The organism is Mycobacterium sp. 1165178.9, from assembly GCF_001673555.1.
Taxonomy (GTDB): Bacteria; Actinomycetota; Actinomycetes; order Mycobacteriales; family Mycobacteriaceae; genus Mycobacterium.
This window is the reverse complement of sequence record NZ_LZMB01000087.1, coordinates 1-3,870: the sequence shown is the minus strand read 5'-3', so window position 1 is coordinate 3,870 and position 3,870 is coordinate 1. Positions and strand designations below refer to the sequence as shown.

The 3,870-nt window shown below is 68.8% G+C and carries 4 protein-coding genes; 3 read left to right on the top strand and 1 reads right to left on the bottom strand.

Annotated elements, in window-relative coordinates:
• Nucleotides 1-556, top strand: a 556-nt coding sequence (locus tag A5652_RS04550) for an oxidoreductase (protein ID WP_067347083.1), incomplete at its 5' end; no start/stop codon positions are given.
• 458 nt (nucleotides 557-1,014) lie between these two features.
• On the opposite strand, the gene A5652_RS04545 is transcribed toward A5652_RS04550, so the two are convergent.
• Complete coding sequence (locus tag A5652_RS04545; RefSeq protein ID WP_067347081.1) at nucleotides 1,015-1,872, bottom strand: HAD-IB family hydrolase; 858 nt, start codon at nucleotides 1,870-1,872, stop codon at nucleotides 1,015-1,017.
• Between the two features lie 481 nt (nucleotides 1,873-2,353).
• Between A5652_RS04545 and ssd the strand changes: the two genes are divergently transcribed.
• The gene (ssd, locus tag A5652_RS04540; protein ID WP_067347079.1) at nucleotides 2,354-3,427 is read left to right on the top strand and encodes a septum site-determining protein Ssd; all 1,074 of its coding nucleotides are present in this window, start codon (nucleotides 2,354-2,356) and stop codon (nucleotides 3,425-3,427) included.
• On the top strand, nucleotides 3,424-3,870 hold a 447-nt coding region (locus A5652_RS04535), incomplete at its 3' end, for an ATPase, T2SS/T4P/T4SS family (RefSeq protein WP_197513751.1). The genes ssd and A5652_RS04535, both read left to right, overlap by 4 nt.

Here is a 3,870-nt window from a genome sequence, read left to right as displayed (position 1 = left end):
CGACGCCGGGCAGATCAGTGATCCGGTGTTCGGGGGGGCGCTGCGGGTCGCCCAGGAGCTGGAGGGCGGCCAGGGCCCGTTGGTGCGTACCTGGGAACGGGCACCCCTGCAGGCACTGGCGCGCTTGCACATGCTGGCCGCTGCGGACTTGGCCGACGAGGATCGACTGGGCCGACCGCGCACCGACGCCGAGGTGGGGGCGCGTCTGGCATTGCTGGCGGACATCGTGGGTGGCCGCACCCAGGTGCCGGCGCCGGTGATCGCCGCCGTCGCGCACGGAGAACTGCTGGCACTCAAACCTTTCGGCAGCGCGGACGGCGTGGTGGCACGCGCGGTGTCGCGATTGGTCACCATCGCCAGCGGACTGGACCCACACGGGCTGGGAGTTCCCGAGGTCAGTTGGATGCGCCAACCCGCCGCATATCGCGATGCTGCGCAGAAATTCGCCGAAGGTACACCAGAGGGTCTGCGAGCCTGGCTGGTGCTGTGTTGCCGCGCGATGAAAGCCGGTGCGCAAGAGGCCGTGTCGATCGCGGACGCGATGTCGAACCGATAGCTGAAGCGGTGGCCAATGCCCGGGAAACGTCACCGGCAAACGGCCGCAGAAATGCAGAGCGGGCGACGATCCGAATGTTCGGTTCGCCGCCCGCTAGCACGGGGCTCGGTTACCAAGCGTGCATCTCGGGGGCTGCGTGGGTTGGCCTCGGCGATCTCACGACGCTTATGGCTGCGACCCCACCCAAAGGGCCGTCGACACCTTCCGCACTTCGCAATTTCGCAGGCCCGCAACACTTCTGCCATTTTCGCGGCTATGACTCCGCGTGGGTGCCGAGCACCGTGCTGGGCGCCCGGGTCGGGAGAACGAACCTTCTCTTCCGGCTCGACCTTGGCCTCACCAGGCTTCCGTGGTTCCTTTGTACTACTAGACCACTAGCACAGCAAGGCCCAATTGCGAATAGTGCCGATTCCGTTTTGTGTTGCACGTTTAACGAGTTTGCTCCTCCGTGCCCTGGCTCAGAACGCGTAGCGGCGCAACAACGAATACGTGACCGCGCCGGCGGCCAGCGCGCTGACGCCCACCGCGGCCGTCGTGGCGATCGCGGCACCGGATGGCGCCGGGATGCGGTCGCGCAAGGACACCGGCCGGGAGAAGGACATCACGGGCCACCCGCGTTCCACGGCTTCCCTGCGCAGCCCGCGGTCGGGATTCACGACGCTGGGGTGGCCGACGGCGTCGAGCATCGGGAGATCGGTGATCGAGTCTGAATAGGCGTAGCAGTGTTCCAGCGGGTAGCCCTCGCGCGCGGCCAATTCGCGGATCGCTTGCACTTTGCCCTCGCCGTAGCAGTAGAACGCGATCTCGCCGGTGTACCGACCGTCCTCGACGACCATCCGGGTGGCCATCGCGTGGGTTGCGCCCAGGGCACGGGCGATCGGGGCGACGATTTCTTCTCCCGAAGCCGACACCACCACGACGTCACGCCCGCACAACTTGTGGGCCGCAATCAGATCGGCGGCTTCGGCGAACACCAGCGGAGTCACGATGTCGTGCAGTGTCTCGTTGACGATCGACTTGACCTGTTCGACGTCCCAGCCGGTGCACATGTTGGTCATGTGGGCGCGCATCCGATCCATTTGGTCATGATCGGCACCCGAGAGCAGATAGATGAACTGGGCATAGCTCGACTTGAGCACGGCGCGGCGGTTGAGCAGGCCCTGATTGAAAAATGGTTTGCTGAACGCCAGGGTGCTGGACTTGGCGATGATGGTCTTGTCCAGGTCGAAGAATGCCGCCGTGCGGTAGTGAGGGACGGTGGTTGCCGCTGATTGGTCCGAGGCTGACTGCTCCGCGGTGGGGTCGAAGACGGTCACCGACCCAGCATAGGTCGGCGGTCCCGCGAGGCGGCGACCCCGCACCGGAAATGGCCGCTCAAGGTTCGGGTGTTCCCGCGGAGCAGCGTTTTCGCGGCTCAACCTGTCCTTTTTAGTAAAAGAGCTCTTGCGTTATTGCGGCTTGTCATGTGTATAGTAAGCATTACTCGGCCTGAGCCGAGGGTGTATCAGCCCGACCCCCCGGGGCTGATGCACGACGACCCTCGCCTCCTCCCCCCCTGGCGGGGGTCGTCCCATTTCTACGGTCAGTCGTTCTCGCCGCACGGCACCAAGCCCGGCTCTCGGTGCGTTGCGGGAATGTGTGTCCGTCGTCGCTGACGGCGTGCCCTCCCGAGACGTTTGTGCACACTCGCGTCTCTATCCACAAATCCGCATTTGGGACTGTTGTGCCAAGGTCGCGTTCGCGCACAGTGGTCGGGTGGCTAGCGGCTCCGGAGTTGACACGACAGGTTCCGCGGGCGTGTTGGCGGTATTGGCGGAGCCCGAACTGCGCGCCGACTTCGACCGGGTGGCGGCCGCCGCCGGCGTCCGAGTGGTGCATGCCAGTGACGCGTCTCCGGTCAGCCGCAAGAGTTGGGCGGCGGCCGCGGCCGTCGTGCTGGACGCGCGGGCGGCGGCGCGCTGCGGACGATGGGCGCTGCCGCGCCGCGATCACGTGACCGTACTGACGCTGCTCGAACCGGAGACGGCGACGTGGGCGGCCGCCGTGGGCGTCGGTGCCGAACACGTGTTGCGGCTGCCCGAGCAGGAAGCGGACCTGGTCGGCGCACTCGCCGAGGCCGCCGAATCGTCGCGCGACGACGGGTCGCGCGGCAACGCGGTCGCCGTCATCGGGGGCTGCGGCGGCGCAGGCGCCTCTTTGCTTTCGGTCGCCTTGGCTCAGGCCGCCACCGATGCTCTGTTGGTCGACCTCGACCCGTGGGGTGGCGGCCTCGACTTATTGCTGGGCGGCGAAACCGCACCGGGGCTGCGCTGGCCGGATCTGGCTTTGGAGGGTGGGCGGCTCAACTGGCCGGCCGTCCGCGATGCGTTGCCACGGCACCGCGGAGTCAGCGTGTTGTCCGGCACGCGGCGCGGTTACGAGTTGGACGCCGGGCCGGTGCACGCCGTCGTAGACGCCGGGCGGCGCGGGGCGGTCAGCGTGATCTGCGACCTTCCCCGTCGTCTCACCGACGCGACCCAAGCCGCACTGAACGCCGCCGACCTGGTGGTTGTCGTCAGCCGATGTGACGTGCGGGCGTGCGCGGCGACCGGCGCGCTGGCTCCGGTCCTGGCATCCATCAACCCCAATATCGGTCTGGTGGTGCGGGGTCCGTCGCCCGCGGGACTGCGGTCCGCGGAAATCGCCGAGGTCGCGGGCCTGCCGTTGCTGGCGGCGATCAAAGCGCAGCCCCAACTCGCCGAGCAGATCGACCGCGGCGGCCTGCGGTTGGGGCGACGCTCGGCGCTCGCGGTGGCGGCGCGCCAAGTGCTTGGCGTGCTCCCGCCCCCCGGGGCGCGGCGGCGGGCGGGACAGAATGGCAAGGCGGCGTGAGCGGTTCGCTGATCGAACGTGTCCGCGAGCGACTGGCCGGCGAGGCCGGCCCGCTGGGTCCGGCCGTGGTGGCCGCCGCGATCCGGGCCGAGTCCGGCGGGATGCTCGGCGACACCGAGGTGCTGGCCAACCTCCGGGTGCTGCAGACCGAGCTCACCGGTGCCGGCATCCTCGATCCGCTGCTCTGCGCGGACGGGACGACCGATGTCCTGGTCACCGCACCCGACGCCGTGTGGGTCGACGACGGCACGGGCCTGCGGCGCACCGAGATTCGTTTTTCGGACGAAGCGGCGGTGCGACGGCTGGCGCAGCGGTTGGCGCTGGCCGCCGGCCGTCGCCTGGACGACGCGCAGCCCTGGGTGGACGGCGAGCTGACCGGCATCGGCGCCGGCGGGTTCACGGTGCGGCTGCACGCGGTGTTGCCGCCGGTGGCGGCTGCGGGC